Origin of the sequence: Amphritea sp., from assembly GCF_048266285.1 — a bacterium.
GTDB lineage: Bacteria > Pseudomonadota > Gammaproteobacteria > Pseudomonadales > Balneatricaceae > Amphritea.
Map to the genome: position 1 here is coordinate 40910 of NZ_JBLWZV010000010.1, position 18336 is coordinate 59245.

16 protein-coding genes are annotated in these 18336 nt (G+C 49.5%); 7 read left to right on the forward strand and 9 right to left on the reverse strand.

The genetic code is table 11. The features are described 5' to 3' along the window. Positions 1–9: 9 nt before the first annotated feature. The 8 genes from ACN0T0_RS12295 to ACN0T0_RS12330 form a co-directional block, all read right to left on the reverse strand. Positions 10–633 carry a ubiquinone biosynthesis accessory factor UbiJ gene (locus ACN0T0_RS12295; protein ID WP_417226483.1) on the reverse strand — a complete coding sequence of 208 codons (624 nt, stop codon included), beginning with the start codon at positions 631–633 and terminating at the stop codon, positions 10–12. Between the two features lie 6 nt (positions 634–639). After that, positions 640–1401 (reverse strand): bifunctional demethylmenaquinone methyltransferase/2-methoxy-6-polyprenyl-1,4-benzoquinol methylase UbiE, encoded by a 762-nt coding sequence (gene ubiE / locus ACN0T0_RS12300; protein WP_417226485.1) that lies wholly within the window; start codon positions 1399–1401, stop codon positions 640–642. A gap of 126 nt (positions 1402–1527) precedes the next feature. Then, complete coding sequence (locus ACN0T0_RS12305) at positions 1528–1905, reverse strand: gamma-butyrobetaine hydroxylase-like domain-containing protein (RefSeq protein WP_417226486.1); 378 nt, start codon at positions 1903–1905, stop codon at positions 1528–1530. Positions 1906–1953: 48 nt separating this feature from the next. Next, on the reverse strand, positions 1954–3285 hold the full coding sequence (hslU, locus tag ACN0T0_RS12310; protein WP_417226488.1) for an ATP-dependent protease ATPase subunit HslU: 1332 nt from the start codon (positions 3283–3285) through the stop codon (positions 1954–1956). Positions 3286–3301: 16 nt separating this feature from the next. Next, on the reverse strand, positions 3302–3835 hold the full coding sequence (hslV, locus tag ACN0T0_RS12315; protein WP_417226490.1) for an ATP-dependent protease subunit HslV: 534 nt from the start codon (positions 3833–3835) through the stop codon (positions 3302–3304). Between the two features lie 101 nt (positions 3836–3936). Then, positions 3937–4644: an SPOR domain-containing protein gene (locus ACN0T0_RS12320; protein ID WP_417226491.1), complete on the reverse strand. Its 708-nt coding sequence runs from the start codon at positions 4642–4644 to the stop codon at positions 3937–3939. 12 nt (positions 4645–4656) lie between these two features. Then, positions 4657–6342 (reverse strand): arginine--tRNA ligase, encoded by a 1686-nt coding sequence (gene argS, locus ACN0T0_RS12325; protein WP_417226493.1) that lies wholly within the window; start codon positions 6340–6342, stop codon positions 4657–4659. Between the two features lie 177 nt (positions 6343–6519). After that, positions 6520–8721, reverse strand: coding sequence for a primosomal protein N' (locus tag ACN0T0_RS12330; RefSeq protein WP_417226495.1), 2202 nt, complete (start codon positions 8719–8721; stop codon positions 6520–6522). A 222-nt stretch (positions 8722–8943) separates the two neighbouring features. Between ACN0T0_RS12330 and rpmE the strand changes: the two genes are divergently transcribed. Continuing rightward, positions 8944–9159 carry a 50S ribosomal protein L31 gene (gene rpmE, locus ACN0T0_RS12335; protein ID WP_417226497.1) on the forward strand — a complete coding sequence of 72 codons (216 nt, stop codon included), beginning with the start codon at positions 8944–8946 and terminating at the stop codon, positions 9157–9159. A gap of 280 nt (positions 9160–9439) precedes the next feature. Further along, complete coding sequence (locus tag ACN0T0_RS12340) at positions 9440–10711, forward strand: malic enzyme-like NAD(P)-binding protein (protein WP_417226498.1); 1272 nt, start codon at positions 9440–9442, stop codon at positions 10709–10711. A gap of 67 nt (positions 10712–10778) precedes the next feature. Here the strand turns inward: ACN0T0_RS12340 and ACN0T0_RS12345 are convergent, their stop codons facing one another. Beyond that, on the reverse strand, positions 10779–13310 hold the full coding sequence (locus ACN0T0_RS12345) for a penicillin-binding protein 1A (protein ID WP_417226500.1): 2532 nt from the start codon (positions 13308–13310) through the stop codon (positions 10779–10781). Between the two features lie 155 nt (positions 13311–13465). Here ACN0T0_RS12345 and pilM point away from each other — a divergent pair, with 155 nt between their 5' ends. From pilM to pilQ, 5 genes are read left to right on the forward strand one after another with little or no spacing between them, the layout of a single operon-like run. Beyond that, complete coding sequence (gene pilM / locus ACN0T0_RS12350; RefSeq protein WP_417226502.1) at positions 13466–14524, forward strand: type IV pilus assembly protein PilM; 1059 nt, start codon at positions 13466–13468, stop codon at positions 14522–14524. A 5-nt stretch (positions 14525–14529) separates the two neighbouring features. Next, positions 14530–15078 (forward strand): PilN domain-containing protein, encoded by a 549-nt coding sequence (locus ACN0T0_RS12355; protein ID WP_417226504.1) that lies wholly within the window; start codon positions 14530–14532, stop codon positions 15076–15078. A gap of 2 nt (positions 15079–15080) precedes the next feature. After that, positions 15081–15683 carry a type 4a pilus biogenesis protein PilO gene (locus ACN0T0_RS12360; protein WP_417226506.1) on the forward strand — a complete coding sequence of 201 codons (603 nt, stop codon included), beginning with the start codon at positions 15081–15083 and terminating at the stop codon, positions 15681–15683. Further along, positions 15667–16215, forward strand: coding sequence for a pilus assembly protein PilP (locus ACN0T0_RS12365; RefSeq protein ID WP_417226508.1), 549 nt, complete (start codon positions 15667–15669; stop codon positions 16213–16215). Before ACN0T0_RS12360 ends, ACN0T0_RS12365 begins: the two co-directional genes overlap by 17 nt. Positions 16216–16235: 20 nt before the next feature. Continuing rightward, positions 16236–18329 (forward strand): type IV pilus secretin PilQ, encoded by a 2094-nt coding sequence (gene pilQ / locus ACN0T0_RS12370; protein ID WP_417226510.1) that lies wholly within the window; start codon positions 16236–16238, stop codon positions 18327–18329. Positions 18330–18336 lie beyond the last annotated feature (7 nt).

An 18336-nucleotide genomic window follows, 5' to 3' on the forward strand; every position in this document is an offset into this window, starting at 1 on the left:
TGCTGCCCGTTAGCCTTCAATCTTTTGGCGTAGCCGTTCGATTCGGGCGGCAGCTCGATCGGTTTCTTGCCGTAGGCTGTCTGTCTGTGAGGCAAACCGATTGATTTCTGGGCGGCTCGGTAAGAGGCGCAACTCCTCTTTGACATACTCTTCGACATTACGCATCAGACTATTGCCAGTGTGCAGGTAAAATGTCGCTTTCCACTTGAGATAGCGGGCCAGTTCGTGGGCCGGTAGATCACCCAGAATCTGTGCCAGAAGGCCTTCCCAATCTAATGCGGTATCAATCAATATCTGGCTGAAACGGGTGGCGAGGGCATTATCGCCGCTCACCTGAATCGTTTTGCCGAACATCGCTGCGCTATTATCTGTGGCACTGAGCAGGCGTAGGAAGTCGCTTGGGCTGCCACTGAGGGTTACATCGGCATCGGCCCGCTCGATCATATCCAGTTGGATGCCGTTATGGCTTGGCTGCAAGGAAAGCGAGATGGTGGGCGCTGTGAGCTGGATAGCAATCACCTTGCCATCCAGTTGGCCAAGCTGAGCGACGCTCTCTGGGTTGAGTAACAAGAGGCGATTAAGCGCCTCTTCCGCCAGTGTCAGTATGGTTGCATTGAGGGTTCCGATACTCATCACGAATTACGGCTTAATGCCGGTATGCAAGGCGACGATACCGCCGGTCATATTCTGGTATTTACACTGGGTCAGTCCGGCTTCTTCCATCATTCCCTTAAGGGTTTCTTGGTCGGGGTGCATGCGGATCGATTCGGCGAGGTAGCGATAGCTTTCTTCATCGCCAGCAATCAGTTTGCCGATTTTAGGCAGCAGATTGAATGAATAAATATCATAGGCTTTGGTTAGCAATGGGTTATCGGTTTTGGAAAACTCCAACACCATAACCTTACCGCCGGGCTTAAGTACCCGCGCCATCGATGCCAAGGCTTTTTCTTTGAAGGTCACATTGCGCAGACCAAACGCAATGGTAATGCAGTCAAAGGTGTTGTCGGGGAACGGCAGTGCTTCGGCGTTGGCTTGGACAAACTCAACGTTTCCGGTAATGCCGCGGTCCATCAGTCGATCACGGCCCACTTTTAGCATGGAATCGTTGATATCGGCGAGGACGACCTTGCCTTCTGCGCCGACTAAACGGGAGAAACGCATGGTCAGGTCGCCGGTGCCGCCAGCAATATCTAATACTTTATGACCGCGCCGCACGCCGCTTTGCTCGATTGTTAAGCGTTTCCAGATGCGGTGAATCCCGCCGGACATCAGATCGTTCATGATGTCGTACTTGCTGGCGACAGAGTGAAAAACGTCAGCAACCTTGTCCTGTTTTTCGTCCACTTTTACTTGTTCGAAGCCAAAGTGGGTTTTGTCCTGAGATTCTTTCTGGTCAGTCATGGGAAACCTGTAATCTGCATAATTCGCGTTGTCGCATTCTACCTTTGCAACCGGCAATTGTCTTCACTCTTACCGCATCAACTGATCTGGCTTAAGATAAAGCGTATGAATGACCCGGTATGGAGGTTAGCCCTTCGCGATCATATTGCCATGTCGGGTTTGGCCTGCTTCAGCGAGATTAGCCAGGTAGCGATCCCAATAGGTATCATAATGTTGGCACAGGTCGTACAGGTATTCCCAGGTGTACAGGCCGCTATCATGGCCATCATCAAAGATGATTTTGAGCGCATAGTTGCCGACGGCTTCCACGCCTTTGATGCCGACCAGTTGTTTACCGGTTTGCAAGGTGCCGTTACCGATCCCGTGACCACGCACTTCGGCTGATGGCGAGTGAACGCGCAGATACTCAGCACTCAGCTCAAATTGTTCCCGATCACTGTAGATCAATTCAAGGGTTTTTGATTTAGCGTGTAACTTGATGTCTTTAGGCAGTGGTGCGCTCATGAGCAGACTCCGGTGACGGAGCGCAGGGCTCCGTCACCTTGGGGTGGATTACAGAATGTAGTGACTTAGATCTTCGTCCTGGCTCAGTTCGGCGAGATACTGATCAACAAACTCACGGTTGACGTTAATGGTGCTGCCAGCGTTATCGGACGCGGTGAAAGAGATCTCCTCAAGTAGGCGTTCCATCATGGTGTGCAGACGGCGGGCACCGATATTTTCGGTTTTCTCATTTACCTGATACGCCAGTTCAGCGATCCGATCGATACCATCTTGAGTATATTCAACCGTGACCCCTTCGGTGGCCAACAGCGCGCGATATTGCTCTGTGAGCGATGCATTAGGCTCGGTCAGGATGCGACGGAAATCATCCGGCGTGAGCGCTTGCAGCTCGACCCGAATAGGTAGTCGTCCCTGTAGCTCGGGGATAAGGTCGGAAGGTTTAGACAGATGGAAGGCGCCAGACGCAATAAACAGAATATGGTCGGTTTTGATGGTGCCATATTTGGTGGTGACGTTACTGCCTTCGATGAGAGGTAGTAGATCCCGTTGTACACCTTCGCGAGACACATCGGCACCGGTGCCTTCCCGTTTACAGACTTTATCAATCTCATCGAGGAAGACGATACCGTTCTGCTCAACGGCGTCGATTGCCATCTGTTTTAGGTCGTCATCGTTAACCATTTTGGCGGCTTCTTCATCGATAACCTGTTTCAGCGCATCTTTAACCTTAATTCGCTTGCTCTTGGTTTTGTTGTTCCCCATGTTAGAGAACATGCTTTGCAGTTGGCTAGTCATCTCTTCCATGCCAGGAGGGGCCATGATTTCGACGCCAACCGGCGCTTGGCTTAGATCGATATCGATCTCTTTGTCATCAAGCTTGCCTTCCCGTAGCTGTTTACGCAGCAATTGGCGGGTGGCGCTATCGGGTTTCTGCTCGGGTTGTTCGTCAAAACCGGTCGGGCGAGCGGGTGGCAGCAGAGCATCGAGAATGCGCTCTTCGGCGGAGTCTTCGGCACGGAATTTAACCTTGTCCATCTCCTGCTCGCGCAGCATTTTGATCGCCATATCGATCAGATCACGGATGATGGTTTCAACATCACGGCCAACATAGCCAACTTCAGTAAACTTGGTCGCTTCAACCTTAATAAAAGGCGCATTGGCCAGCTTCGCCAGACGTCGCGCAATTTCGGTTTTACCCACGCCGGTAGGGCCGATCATCAGAATATTTTTGGGTGAGACTTCGGCACGCAGCTCGGGCTCTAGCTGCATGCGACGCCAGCGGTTACGTAGGGCGATAGCGACAGAGCGTTTAGCGTCAGATTGACCCACAATGTGGCGGTCTAGCTCGGAAACAATTTCACGGGGTGTCATATTGGACATCGTAGTTCTCTCAGGCTCAGGCTGCGGTGGATTGCAGCTGCTCAATCGTTAGATTGGCGTTGGTGAATACACAGATTTCGGAAGCGATCTGGAGGCTTTTTTCGACAATATCTCTGGCGTTGAGGTCGGTATTAGCGACGAGGGCACGGGCTGCGGAGAGGGCATAGTTGCCACCGGAACCGATCGCGATAACCCCATCTTCGGGTTCAATAATATCGCCACTGCCGGAAATTAGGTAGGTTTTGTCTTTGTTAGCCACAAGCATCAGTGCTTCAAGCTTACGCAATACCCGATCGCCGCGCCATTCTCGCGCCAGGCTGACCACTGCATTGAAAATATTGCCCTGATGTTTTTCTAGTTGCTGCTCAAACAGATCGAGTAGTGTTATGGCATCGGCGGTACTGCCGGCAAAACCGGTAATCACATCGTGCTTTGCCAGGCGGCGAACTTTGCGGGCGGTGCCTTTCATTACGGTGTTGCCGAGGGATACCTGGCCGTCACCGCCAACAACGACCTGGTCGTCGCGACGTACAGAAACAATTGTGGTCATGGGTGCGTTTTCCCGAATAGGTGTACTCAATTTGCAATGAGTATAGATATGGGAGCGCTGGACGTTATTTCAAGGTTATGAATAACCGATGACAAAAGGTTTTAGTCGATTTGCCGCACAAGAGGCTGAATATTCATTCGGACTAAGCGATCTTCGGCTTTACTCAGCATCGAGCGGTTTTCAAACGGCCCTGCAAGTACTTGATACCAAATACTGCCGTTGCTGTTGGTGACGCGCTTGGTACGAACATTGGGCAAGCCTTCGAGAATAAGACGAGCACGGAGTTGTTCGGCATCTTTGTTGCTTTGGAATGAGCCAGCTTGAAGCACATAGGTATGCTTCGACTTGGCACTTTTAGGGGTCGATTTATAGGGTTCGACATTAGCCGTATCGACTTCGCTTTCTGGGAGGATTTCATAGAAATCGAACCGTTCGGATTGCTCTTCGATGGGGACTGACGGTGTTGTACTGGCTTTATTGCTAGTTTTGTTTTCGGTTTTACTCTTTGCCGGTGCGGGCTTGGGTTTGGCTACCGTTTTAGCGGCTGGTTTTTCGGCAGTTTTTGCGGGAAGCTTAACCGGTGTTGAGGTGCTGCTCTTAGCGGGGGCGATTGCACCGTTATCGGGTTTAACGGAGGTTAATTGCCACAGCACATAAATAAAGCCGACAAGAAAGGCGAGGCTGATAACGGTTCGCACCAAAGGGAATGGTTTTTTGACGGGCGCACTCTTACTTTTAGCATTACTGCGAGTGGTTCGGCTGGCTGCCGAACCACTGTTGCGTTTTTTTGCGAAGTCTTTGCGCGCCATGAGTCTGCCTTCTTACATCTGATCCGGCGCGGTAACGCCGAGCAGGTCTAGACCGTTGGCCAGTACATGGCGAATCGCCACCGCTAGCGTCAGACGTGCGTTACGGAGGTCGGCATCGTCAACGAGGGTCTTCTCAGAGTTGTAATAGGTATGGAAATCGCTGGCCAGTTCATATAGGTAGGTGGCAATCAGATGAGGTTCACGAACATCCGCTGCGCGCTTAATGACTTCTGGGTAACGACCTAGTTTGATCGCCAGACGTTTTTCTGATTCCAGTTCCAGTCGATCCAATACTTGCAGGCCAGTGGCTTCATCCCATTGCTGTTTGTTTTCCGCCAGTTTGCGGAAGATTGAGCAGACACGGGCATGGGCGTACTGAATGTAGTAAACCGGGTTGTCGGCGGATTCCGAACGGGCCAGATCGATATCAAAATTTAGATGGCTATCGGACTTGCGGGCAGCGAGGAAGAAGCGGGTCGCATCTCGGCCAACCTCTTCAATCAGGTCGCGCAGCGTCAGATAGCTACCAGCCCGTTTAGATATTTTCACCTCTTCGCCGCCGCGCATAACGGTCGCCATCTGATGCAAGACATAATCGGGCCAGCCTTTAGGAATGCCGGCATTAAGAGCCTGCAAACCAGCGCGGACGCGGGTGATGGTGCTGTGATGGTCGGCACCCTGTTCATTGATCACGGTGTCGAAGCCCCGTTGCCACTTGTTCATATGGTAAGCGACATCGGGTACAAAGTAGGTGTAACCGCCATCGGTTTTACGCATAACCCGATCTTTATCATCACCAAAGTCGGTGGTACGCAACCAAAGAGCGCCACCTTCTTCATAGGTGAAACCGTTTTTAATGAGGGTCTGTACGGTTTCTTCTACTTTGCCTTCGTTATACAGCGAGGACTCTAAGAAGTAGACATCGAAATCAACGCCAAAGGCTTTCAGATCGAGATCCTGTTCGTGGCGCAGGTAAGCGACAGCAAAGTGACGAATGCCTTCGAGATCATCGGCATCTTTCGTGCCGGTGAAGCTTTGGTCGGCTGACTCAACGGTATCGCCGCGCATAAAACTGTCGGCTAGTTCGGTAATGTAATCACCGCGGTAACCATTTTCAGGCCAGCTAGGGTCTTCCGGTGTCAGGCCTTTACAGCGTGCTTGCACAGAAAGAGCGAGATTGTTGATCTGCTGGCCGGCATCGTTGTAATAAAATTCGCGGGTAACATCCCAGCCCGTGGCTTCCATTAGGCGGCTCAGGCAGTCGCCGACCGCTGCTCCACGTCCGTGGCCGATATGCAGCGGTCCGGTTGGATTGGCGGAAACAAACTCAATCTGCACTTTTTTACCCGCGCCATCGTTATTGCGGCCGTAGTGGCTGTTTTGTTGCAGAATGGTTTTGATCAGATTGCCGGTGGAGGCGTCACTGACAAAGAAGTTAATAAAACCCGGGCCGGCGATCTCTGTTTTTTCCACATTCTCAGAGTCTGGCAGTGCTGCACATATCTTTTGGGATAGTTCACGAGGATTGCTTCGGGCTGCTTTAGCCAGTGTGAGCGCAATGTTTGAGGCGAAATCTCCGTGAGACTTGTCGCGGGTGTTTTCCACCATGATTTTAGGCTGAGTGTCGGCTGGCAGTGTGCCATCTTCAATCAGCGAGGTCAGGGCAGTACTAATCAGGTCCGCAATGTGTTGTTTCATGCTCAAAAGATACCGGGTTATATTCTGGAGTCAGATGCAAAGGCGCAGGCTGAAAAGGTCGTATTAAAAACCGACTCAGGGCTTATTAAGCCCGAACTGCACAGTTGTCTGTAAAAAAGACCGCGTATTATCCCTTTTCAGCTGCCTTTTGTTAACCCCCGGCGGGTTTATTTGTGGCTAAAACATATCCACCGGGTCCACATCGATCGACCAGCGCACTTTGCGTGCCTCTGGATCACTATCGACTTGGCAAATAATATTGTGCAGTTGTTGGTGCAGGGCTTTGCGGTCGTGGCTTTGTAAGACTAGCTGAGCGCGGTATTGGCCGGCGCGTTTCTCCATCGGTGAGGGGAGTGGGCCAAGCCACTGAATACCTTGGGGTTGGAGGATGTCATCCGCTAATAACTGGCGCAGCCTACCGAGAAAACGTTCAGCCTGACCTTGGTGGTTAGCTTCGGCCCGGAACATGGCGCAATAGATCGAGGGTGGTAGTTGTGCTGAGACCCGTTGGCTGAGTTCCTGTTCGGCAAAGGCCTGATAGCCTTCGGTGACTAGGCTGGTAATGATGGGGTGGTCGGCATGGTGTGTTTGCATCACGACTTTACCAGGGTGGTCGGCCCGTCCGGCCCGCCCAGCGACCTGTAGAATGAGTTGGGCAGTACGTTCCATACCGCGAAAGTCAGCACTGAATAAACCGCTATCGGCATTCAGAATAGCCACTAGGGTGACTTTCGGGAAATGATGCCCTTTGGCGAGCATCTGGGTGCCGATGAGAATGCAGGGATGACCTTGATGCACCCGGTCCATAATATGTTGCATTGCATTTTTACGCTGGGTGGTATCTCGGTCAACTCGGATGACGGGAAAATCCGGAAATAGCGCCTGCAATAACTCTTCGGTACGCTCGGTGCCGGCTCCGACCGGTTTAAGATCGGTGCTGCCGCAGCTATCGCAAACGGTGGGTACGGGCCGCTGGCTGTCACAGTGGTGACAGTGTAGATGGAAAGGTTTGCGGTGCAACGTCATATGCGCATCGCACCGACGGCAGTCGGCTAGCCAACCACAGTCATGACACATCAGGGTGGGGGCGAAGCCTCGGCGATTCAGGAATATCAGCACCTGAGTCCCTTGCTGTAGATGAGCTTTAATCTGTTGGATAAGCGGCTGAGATAGACCGTCCTGTAGCGGAAGTTGGCGAATATCCAAGAGTTCAAATTTTGGCGGCAGCGCATCACCAGCGCGTTTGTTCAGCTTTAACCACTGATAGCGGCCCTGTTTGGCGTTGTAGAGGCTTTCTATTGCCGGCGTTGCTGTACCGAGTACTACCGGAATCTGTTCGAAGTGGCCGCGCATAACGGCCAGATCTCTGGCGTTGTAACGAAACCCCTCCTGCTGTTTAAAGGAGGTGTCATGCTCTTCATCAATAAAGATAACCCCCGGGGTGCGCAACGGGGTGAAAATCGCCGAGCGGGTGCCGATGATAATCCGAGCGACACCCTCTCTGGCCTGTAACCAAGCATCGAGTCGCTGATTGTCGGTGAGATTGGAGTGCAACACCACTACCGGTAGATTAAACCGAGCCTTGAAACGTGCCACAGTCTGCGGCGTTAGACCAATTTCGGGCACTAGAATCAAGGCCTGTTTACCCTGACGAATGTAGTGCTCGATCGCCTGTAGATAGACTTCGGTTTTACCGGAGCCTGTGACGCCCTGTAATAAATAAGTTTTAAAGCCAGCGGTGGCGGTAATCTGTTGAACCGCCTGCTGTTGTTCTGTATTAAGCGTCAGTGGGGCTTCATGCAGTGGCTGATCATTATGTTCGGTATGATTCGGCTTGTGGATAAAGGATTCGGCTAGGCATTTATCGACGAGCTTTTTTAAGAGGCCGGTTTGGCCTCCTTCGGCGCGAATGGCGCCCTCGCTGATTCCGTTGGGGTGTTCCATTAGAAGCAGCAGCAGTTCTCGTTGGCGTGCCGCGGTTTTACCTAGTTGAGATATATCGGCCTCGGCCGTGGCGCGCCACAGGTACTGGTGGGTATATTCGCAGGGCTCACCTTTGCGCAGTAAAACCGGCAATGCCTGACTGAGGGCATCGCCGAGGGGGTGTTGATAATAGTTGCCGGCCCAGCGTGCCAGTTTCAACACCGCTTCGGGCATCGGTGGCGTGTCATCGAGAATGGCGATGGCGGGCTTTAGCTTATTGAGTGGCACCTCGGTGGTTTCGCTGACCTCAATGAGCACACCAGTGACTTCTCGGCGACCAAAGGGAACCTTAACCCGTACGCCGGGCTGCAGTGCGGCTGTATCACAGTCTTGCGGCGGCAGGTAATCGAATAGCCGACGCAGCGGTGAGGGTATGGCTAGTCGCAGGTAAGGCATAAAAAGGGAGGCTCGTTTCAAGGTAAGATGGCACAGTGTATGTCTTTTTGTTTTCGCTGTTAACCAGTGCCTTTGTTAACTGAAGGTAAATGCTTGCTGGGCTAGAAAGCTGTATGTATAATGCTCGCCCTTAATCCTATAAGGCTTAACTTCATAGTAAAAGCCTGCATGCGGTGCCTGGCAAAAGATCAGGTGGCGGCATACAAAACAACTGAGGTTCCAATGAAAAAAGATATCCATCCAGAATACGTAGAGATCAGCGCAAGCTGTTCTTGTGGTAACGTTGTTAAAACACGTTCAACTATCTGCAAAGACATTCATATCGATGTTTGCAGCCAGTGCCACCCGTTCTATACCGGTAAGCAGAAAGATGCGACTACCGGTGGTCGTGTTGACCGCTTCAACAAGCGCTTCGGTGGCCGTGGTCTTAAGAAGTAAGCAGTACTTTGTGATTGAAAAAGGCATCCTTTGGGATGCCTTTTTTGTTTCTGGTCAATTTAGACTGATTTTTATTAAACTAAAGAATAACTGGCTAAATTCTCTGTTTTTACCAACTCTCCCTTATATAAAATCTGTTTACTCCCTCGAAAGTAGTAGAAAAGTCACTGAATATCGATAAATTTTCAGAGATATGAGCTATTTTGTCAGTTGAGAGACAGGGATCTTTTCTATATGATCCCAAGTCCGAATTTCTATAACATAAGTTGGAACCGCGACCATGTCTGAAGATATGAAACAAGCTGCACTCGATTATCACGAGTTCCCTCGCCCAGGTAAGATCAGTGTAGAACTGACTACTGCTGCTGAGTCTGCCCGTGATCTAGCCCTGGCTTATAGCCCTGGTGTTGCTGAGCCTGTGCGCGCTATTGCAGAGAACCCTGATAACGCATACCGCTATACAGCTAAAGGTAACCTGGTAGCTGTCATTACTAACGGTACTGCGATTTTGGGTCTTGGCGATCTGGGACCTCTGGCATCCAAGCCGGTTATGGAAGGCAAATCGCTGCTGTTCAAGCGCTTTGCTGGAATCGATTCTGTTGACATTGAAGTCGATTCTGAGAGTCCTCAGGCGTTGATTGATACGGTTGCGCGTATTGCTGATACCTTTGGTGGTATCAACCTGGAAGATATTAAAGCGCCAGAATGCTTTGAAGTTGAACGTGCGCTGATCGAACGTTGCAGTATCCCTGTTTTCCATGACGATCAGCACGGTACTGCTATCGTAACCGCTGCCGGCATGATCAATGCGCTGGAAATTGCCGGTAAGAAACTGGAAGAAGCACAAATTGTTTGTCTGGGTGCCGGTGCAGCTGCGAATGCTTGTATGACGCTGCTGGTTAACATGGGTGCTAAGGTCGAAAACATCTACATGATCGACCGTACTGGTGTGATTCACTCTGGTCGTGAAAACCTGACACCGCAAAAAGCGGCGTTCGCGTCTGAAACAGATAAGCGTACGCTGGATGATGCTATTGACGGTGCGGACGTGTTTGTTGGTCTGTCGGGCCCTAATCTGCTGAGCGCTGAACAGCTGGCTAAGATGGCACCAACACCTGTTGTGTTTGCTTGTGCTAACCCTGATCCAGAAATTACACCTGAACTGGCTCACTCTGTCCGTGATGACGTTATTATGGCGACAGGTCGTTCCGATTACCCTAACCAAGTTAACAACGTATTGGGCTTCCCGTTCATCTTCCGTGGCGCGCTAGATGTTCGTGCTTCTGCTATCAATGAAGAGATGAAAGCCGCAGCGGTTCGCGCTTTGGCCGGGCTGACTAAAGAGCCTGTTCCACAGGAAGTGCTGGATGCGTACGAGCTAGACTCTCTGGAATTTGGTCCTCAGTACATTATTCCTAAGCCAACTGATGCTCGCCTGCTGGGTGTTGTCTCTGAAGCGGTTGCACAGGCTGCAATTGACTCAGGTGTTGCACGTCTGCCGTTGCCTGCTCATTACCCGCTGACAACTGTTGATGCGCTGCTTAATCGTTAATCGATTGTGGTTATAAAAAAACCGGCTGATGCCGGTTTTTTTGTGCCTGTTATTTCGACCAGCCGTTTTAGAAGATGTCTTCCGTGCGCGTTGTGCCTGAAGTATTGGGCATTAATGGGTTTCTAGCGGTTTCTGTTGGTACGCTGGCTGCGGGGAATATCTCGAAGATAGCGTTTTCTTGGCCGGGATAGGCAAGCAGGCTTGTTTTCGGATCGATCCGAATGCTCACTAGGCCGTCAGGCTGCGGAATTGGCAGATCGGGAATATCTTCCAATGCGGTTTCCATAAAGTCTATCCAGATCGGCAGGGCGGCGGTGCCACCAAATTCACTTCGTCCTAGGGTGGTGGGTTGGTCAAAGCCTACCCATGCAGAAGCGACAACCTCTTTATTGAAGCCTGAGAACCAAGCGTCTTTCTGATCGTTAGTTGTGCCGGTTTTGCCGGCGAGGTCTGAGCGTTCCAACACGCGTGCTCGGCGACCTGTACCGCGGGTGATAACGTCCTGCATGATGTTATAGATCATGTAGGCGGTTTGCGGTTTCATAATGCGATTGGCGACCGGAAGGTTGGTTATTTGCTGTCCGGTAAGCGGCGTAACGGGGGCTAACTCGGTGAGGTTTTGCTCTTCAGTGTATGTTTCTTTCGCTGATATTTCTTCTTGAGTGCTGGGTAATGTCGAGTTGGTAAGTGTTTGCTTACTGATCATTCGGAAGTCTGACGGGATGCTTGAGTCATTGGCAACATAGGTACAGTCAACACACACAGTCGTAGGTTGTGCCTGATAGAGCACATTGCCCTCGGTATCCTCTATTCTATCAATAAAGTAAGGCGTGATCTTGAAGCCTTGATTGGCGAGGCCTGCATAGCCAGTAACCAGCTCTAGTGGCGTTACATCGGCGCTACCGAGAGAGAGTGATAGGTTGTTCGGTAAGCGGTCTTTATCGAAGCCGAAGCGGGTTAGGAATTCCGTTGCTGTATCGATGCCAATGGATCTGAGAATACGAATAGAGACTAGGTTCCTTGATTTATACAGTGCTTCTCTTAGGCGAGTGGGGCCATAAAATTTCTTGCTATAGTTTTGTGGTCGCCAGTTTGATTCGAGGTTGCTGTCGTGGAATACCACTGGAGCATCGTTGATCAAGGTTGCCGGTGTATAACCTTGCTCGAGAGCGGAGGCGTAAATAAATGGTTTTAGGTTGGACCCCGGCTGACGTTTTGCTTGAATTGCGCGGTTGAACTTGTTGTGGTTGAAGTTAAATCCACCGACCAGTGCTCGTAATGCGCCGTCCTTAGGGGATAAAGCAGTAAAGGCACCCTCTACCCGTGGGACCTGTGTTAGGCGCCAGTCGCTCTCGCCGTCTGCTCGTACTCTGATCAAGTCGCCAGGAGCTAAGATATCAGAGGCTAATTTAGGTTTGCGGCCTAAGCGGTTCGGCCCTTTGTATTCTCGTGCCCATTGCATACCATCCCAGGTGAGTGTTGCCGGACCGTGATCTTTAACGAAGACCTCGGCTTGTTGCTCATCTGTGCTAATAACGATGGCCGGCTGTAACGAGCCGAAGGTGCGTTGCTTATTCAAGGTTGCGATTATATTAGCTTCGGTGAGCTGTTTTACTGCAGCTGCTTTTTCGGCACCAAAATAACCATGTCTTTCGGTATAGGCTAATAAGCCGTTTTCAACGGCGAGGTTTGCGGCTGCCTGCATTTTGCTGTTAAGAGTGGTGTAAACCCGGAATCCGTTGGTATATAAACTCTCATCGAAATATTGATATAACTCATTGCGAACCATTTCTGCAACAAACGGAGCATACAGTTCAATCTGTGTACCGTGATATTCTGCCGTTACTGGTTCGTTTTTAGCTGTGTTGTACTCTTCATCGTTGATAAAGCTCAGGCTGTGCATCCGTTTAAGGATCCAATTGCGGCGTTCAGTTGCGCGGCTCGGGTTGGTGATGGGGTTGTATGCGGAGGGCGCCTTAGGTAAGCCTGCAATCATGGCAACTTGAGCTAAACTAAGTTCATCGATGTTTTTGCCATAATAGATATTGGCCGCCGCTTGGATACCGTAAGAGCGATGGCCGAGGTAGATTTTGTTGATATAGAGTTCGAATATTTCCTCTTTTGAGAGTTCTTGTTCGATCTGCAAGGAGAGTAGTATCTCATTGAATTTACGAACGAAAGATCGTTCACGGGTGAGGAAGTAATTTTTAGCCACCTGCATGGTGATAGTGCTGCCGCCGCTTTGGATGCGACCGGTGCTGGCTAACTGGAATACGGCGCGAAAAAGACCTTTAATGTCTATACCGATATGGTTGAAGAAGTTTCGATCTTCGGCTGCAAGAAGGGCATTAACATAGTTTTGAGGAATTTGATCAAAACTAATAGGTGAACGACGCTTCTCGCCAAACTCTGAAATTAGTTTGTTATCTTCAGAGTATATTCTTAGCGGGGTTTGTAGCTGAACGTCGCGAAGCGTTTCGACATCAGGAAGCTTAGGTGCGTAGTAATAATACGCGGCAGCCAGTGCTAGGCAGCCGATAAAAGCACCTAGTAGGAATAGTTTTAAGCCGAGCTTGAGAATCGATGTCAATAGTTTCATGTATAAGTTATTTAAAGTTAATTTTTTTGTTGCCGAGTTATTATATCTGTAAGAAAGTGTCGTCCACTAGTGAAACAGTGGTTTAATTTTTAATGAAACCGCGCTAGAGTCAGTATAAGGTCGGTTTATGCGGGATTTTTTAAGGATAATTTACTGTGCTTAGCTTTCTTAGCAAACAGGAAAAAGGATGGGTCGGCATAGATATCGGCTCCTCATCAATAAAAATGGTGGCGCTTTCGAAGCGAGGACGAGGGTTACGTCTCGACTCCTATGCAATTGTGCCTTTACCTTCATCCGCTGTGATTGAAAGCAGTATTCAGGATGTTGCTCAGGTATCCGATGCGGTAGAGGCAGGTTTGAAAATTTGCGGCGGTGGGCTTTCGACCTGCGTTGCAGCAGTTCCCTCTTCAGCGGTTATTACCAAAACGATTCAGTTGAGCAATGCTTTTACTGATTACGAGCTCGAAGAGCAGGTAAAGCTAGAAGCGGATCGCTTTATTCCCTACCCCTTGAATGAAATTGCTTTGGACTTTGAAGTGCTTGGTCCAGCAGAGGGGAGCCCCGAACTCAATGATATTCTTCTTGTTGCCTGTCGACGTGATGATGTTGAAATGCGCGAAGATGCGATCAATAGCAGTGGTTTGAAATGTGAAGTGGTGGATGTTGACCGCTTTGCCACCGAACGAGTGGTTCCGCTGCTAGAGAAAGGTGATCATGAAGGTCGTTTAGTTGGGTTGGTTGATATTGGCGCATCAACTCTAACGCTGAATGTGTTTAAAAACGGCAGAGTTGTTTATGACCGTGAACAGGCCTTTGGTGGGAATGATCTGAGTAACCTTATTCATCAGCAGTCGGGTTTGGAGGCGGGCGAGGTTGAACATCTGCTACGCAGCGGTGAGCTGTCAGATGAACTAAAGGAGAGTGTCGTGTTGCCGTTTCGGAGTACGGTTTCGCAACAGGTTTCCCGCTCATTACAGTTCTTCTACTCTTCAGGTCCCCACAACGAATTAAGTAAGCTCTATATCTTGGGCGGTACGGCTGCCATTGATGGTTTGGCCGAGCAGATGCAAGCTGAAGTCGGGGTTGAGGTTGAGGTTGCTAATCCATTTACAGAAATGGATTTGGATTCGAAAATAAATGCAGGTCGGCTGAAACAGGATGCTCCTACCCTGGTAAAAGCCTGTGGCCTTGCGTTACGAAGTTTTGAAGGGTAGCGACTATGGCAAAGATTAACTTAAGGGCCTGGCGCGAAGAACTGGCTGCTGAGAGGCAAAAACAGTTTGTTGTGAATTTGGTCGCTGCTGCATTTTTTGCTGCTGTTGTGGTGTTTCTCATCGGTTTTTATATCGATATGCAAACCGACCGACAGAAAGCACGTAATAACTTTTTGCGTCAGGAAATTAGCCAGCTCGATAAACAGTTAGCCGATATTAAAGCCCTCAAACAACAACGCGCGCGTTTGATCGATCGTTTGAATGCTATTCAGGAGTTGCAGGGAACACGACCTTTGATTGTGCGTAGCTTTGATGAAATGGTCCGTGTGCTGCCTGATGGCGTGCATTACCTCTCTCTGAGACGCAGTGGCGATACCATTAATTTGGCGGGACTCGCGGAGAAAAGTGATGACGTGTCAAGTCTCATGCGACATATTTATGCCAGCATCTGGTTTGGCGAACCTAACCTTTCCACCGTTGCCAATGATGGCCGTATGAAAAAATTCAACTTGAGTGTTCCTGTGTTGAAGCCCTCGCTGGAAGAGGTGAACTGATTATGTCTATGGATGCACTGAAAAACAGTTTCAAAGGGTTTGATGCGGATAACCTCGATGTCAGTACTGCGGGTAGCTGGCCTAGCGGCGTTAAATTCATCGCCTATCTTTTAGTGTTCTCTTTAGTGGTGGGAGCAGGATATTACTTCTACATTACTGATAAAGAGAAAGGCCTTGGGCGGGAAGTGAGCCAAGAGTCAGGACTGAAACAGCAGGTGTCGATAAAAACGACTCAGGTTGCCAGCCTTGATCAGCTTCGAGAGCAGATGGCAGATGTGCAGGGGCGGTTTGCTGAACTATTGAAACAGCTGCCAACGGAAAAAGAAGTACCCGGCTTGCTGGAAGATATTACTGAAATTGGTCGCTCTAGTGGTTTGGAAATTCAATCTATTTCACTGGGTGGAGAGAAGCGCAATGAAATCTTTATTGAGTTGCCGATCAATATCAAAGTGAGTGGTACTTACCACCAGATGGGGCAGTTTGTTAGTGGCGTCGCCGCAATTCCGCGGATTGTGACACTGCATGACTACAGTATAAATCCTGCTGGTGGCCAGTTGGATATGACAATTAGTGCAAAGACTTATCGCTATGATGATACCAAGTAAAGTTTTGCGTTTTCTGATTCTTGTTCCCTTTCTTCTCGGCGGTTGCGTCTGGATTGAGGATGTCAGCGATCTGCGTAGTTTCGTCGCGCAGGAGAAACAGAAGAAAGTTCAAAAAGTGGAGCCGCTGCCTGAATTTAAGGCCTATCATAGTTTCGTCTATGAAGGTGCCAGTATGCGCAGTCCATTCAAACCATTAGTTTCTATCATAACAGTCGATACCGAAGAGGGTGTTGCTGACGACGGCAATAGCGGTATTAAGCCGGATATTGACCGAGAAAGATCTTACCTTGAAACATTTTCGCTGGATAATCTTGCCATGGTTGGCAGCATCAATATGAGCGCAAACGGTTCTCGCTGGGCGCTAATCAAGGACAAGAAGGGAGAAGTACACCGGGTATCCGTCGGTGATTATATGGGGCTGGATTATGGCAAGGTAATTGCCGTTAACAGCGATAATGTTGAGCTTATTGAGATTGTTACAAACGGCCGGGGTGGTTGGATGCGACGTCCCCGTAGCGTGGTGATGGATTGATGACGATGATGGTGAATACTGTGAATAAGAATATTCAGGCGGGTAAACTAACGTACTCCGCTCTCGCTAAGATGGCGGGAATGGTCATCGGATTGTTGATGCTAGCTGTCAATGCGATAGCGGCGGATGCAAAACTAATGGAATCGTCTTTTGTTGCGCTTCCTGATAATAAACTTGAAATACGTTTCGATTTTGATGTGCCGCCAACGCTGCCTAAATCGTATATGACTAACAGTCCTGCGCGGGTTGTGCTGGATATGTGGGGCGTTGAAAATACTCAGAACAGCCGTTTGCTGAGTATTGAGAGTGGCAATGTTGATAAGATCAACTTCGCTCAGGTCGCCGGACGCTTAAGAGTAGTCGTTGATCTGTTTGAGGCCTCTTCTTTTGAAACCCGTACCGATGGTAATAGCTTGTTTTTGACCGTGGGCGACCGCGGAATGGCGAAACAAGAGACTGCTAAGGTAAGTAATTCAGTATCTGCTGGCTCTAAAGCTAAGCCTGTCTTGCCAGATAAAACTCATGTAAGTGGTGTGGATTTTGAACGGACTGCCGATGGTGCGGGCCGAGTTGTTGTCTCGTTGACCGATGATCGTGCCGGCGTTGATGTGATTGAAGAAGGTAATAATGTTGTTGTAAACCTGTTAGGTGTCGGCCTGTCCGCTAGCTTACAAAACCGCATTGATGTACAGGATTTTGCTACACCGGTGATGTTTATTGACTCTATGGCCAGTGGCGAGAATGTTTCTATTCTAATCAAGCCCTCTGCTGAGCCTTATGATTATATGGTTTATCAGACTAACAACCAGTTAGTTGTGGATGTGAAGCCGATCACTCAAGCTGAACAGGATCGTATCGAGGAAGAGCGTTTCCCTTATAGCGGTGAGCGCATCGACTTGGATTTCCAGAATGTAGAAGTACGCTCGGTATTGCAGATTCTAGCTGAAGTGGCTGAGATGAACTTGGTGGTCAGCGACAATGTTGGTGGTAATATCACCCTGCGGTTGAAAAATGTCCCTTGGGATCAAGCGTTAGACCTTATTCTGAACACCAATAAGCTTGATAAGCGTGAAATGGGCAATGTCCTGCTGATTGGTACAGCCGAAGAGATTTCCGAACGGGAACGGATCGAATTGGAAAGCAGCAAGCAAGTGGAAGAGTTAGCGCCACTGCGAACTGAGTTTATTCAAGTCGATTTCCGCAAAGCGTCCGATATGGTTTCTCGCTTGAATGAGGCTAAGCTGGTTTCAGAAAGAGGATTGATTTTAGCTGATGACGAAACCAATGTATTGATGGTGCGTGAAACAGCTAACCGAATGGAAGAGATCCGTTCAACCCTGCGTCGCTTCGATACTGAAGTTGCGCAGGTGCTGATCGAAGCGCGACTGGTGACGGCAAATACCACCGTATCCAAAGATCTTGGTGTTAAGTGGGGTCTCGGGTATGGGGATACCGATTCATCTGGTAACGGCATCTCAATCGGTAGTTCCATTTCAGGTGTGTCTTCACCCGGTTCTGTGCCTAGTGGTTTGATGGTTGACCTTGGCGCTAATGTTACGTCCCCAGCCTCTGTGGCGATTGGCCTTGCGTCTAATAGTGCACTGCTGCAGCTTGAGCTATCTGCATTGGAGTCTGATGGTCGTATCGAAGTTATTTCTCAACCCAAAGTTGTTACCACCAATGGTAAAATGGCTTTGATTGAGTCTGGTAAGGAAATTCCATATACCACCACCGATGATGACGGTAACACGGATACCGAATTCAAGGATGTGGTGCTGTCATTGGAAGTTACCCCACGTATTAATCCTGGGGATCGTATTGCCATGGACTTGGTGATTAAGAAAGATTCGATTGGTGAGACATTGTCCAACGGTGAGATCAGCATTATCAAAAACCTGCTGGAAACATCGGTTGTTGTGCCTGATGGACAAACCGTTGTATTGGGTGGCGTTTTTGAAAATGAAACACAAAACACTGTTAATAAAACCCCATTGTTGGGTGATATTCCGGTGCTTGGGGCTCTTTTCCGAAATAAGTCCACCTCGAATGTTAAGGCCGAACTACTTATTTTTATCACGCCTAAGCTGGTAAAAGAGTCACTGTCAGCTCAGTAAGGTTGTT